This window comes from Streptomyces sp. SP17BM10 (assembly GCF_036322405.1).
GTDB lineage: Bacteria > Actinomycetota > Actinomycetes > Streptomycetales > Streptomycetaceae > Kitasatospora.
In genome coordinates this window covers 1-303 of sequence record NZ_JAQYXB010000427.1, presented here as the reverse complement: position 1 = coordinate 303, position 303 = coordinate 1, and the positions used below count along the sequence as shown (strand labels likewise).

The window sequence follows — 303 nt, the reverse complement described above, 5'->3', positions numbered from 1 at the left end:
CAAGATGATCGTCGCCGACGAGCCGGTCACCGCGCACGACGTCTCGATTCAGGCCCAGGTTGTCAACCTGCTTGTCGACCTGCAGCGGGAGCTCGGGCTTTCGTACCTGTTGATCGCTCTCGACCTATCGGTTGTCCGGCACGTCTCGGTCCGCGTCGCCGTGTTGTACCTCGGCAAGGTCGTCGAGTTCGCCGACCGGGTCTCGCTCTACAGCAACCCGATGCACCCCTACACCACCGCGCTGTTGTCCGCGGTGCCGGTGCCCGACCCGCGCCGCCGCCAGCGCGCCGGCCGCGAGCGCAT

Annotated in this window: 1 protein-coding gene; it reads left to right on the top strand. The window is 67.7% G+C overall.

The genetic code is table 11. The features are described from left to right. Positions 1 to 303, top strand: a 303-nt coding sequence (locus PUR71_RS04550; RefSeq protein ID WP_443077349.1) for an ABC transporter ATP-binding protein, incomplete at both ends; no start/stop codon positions are given.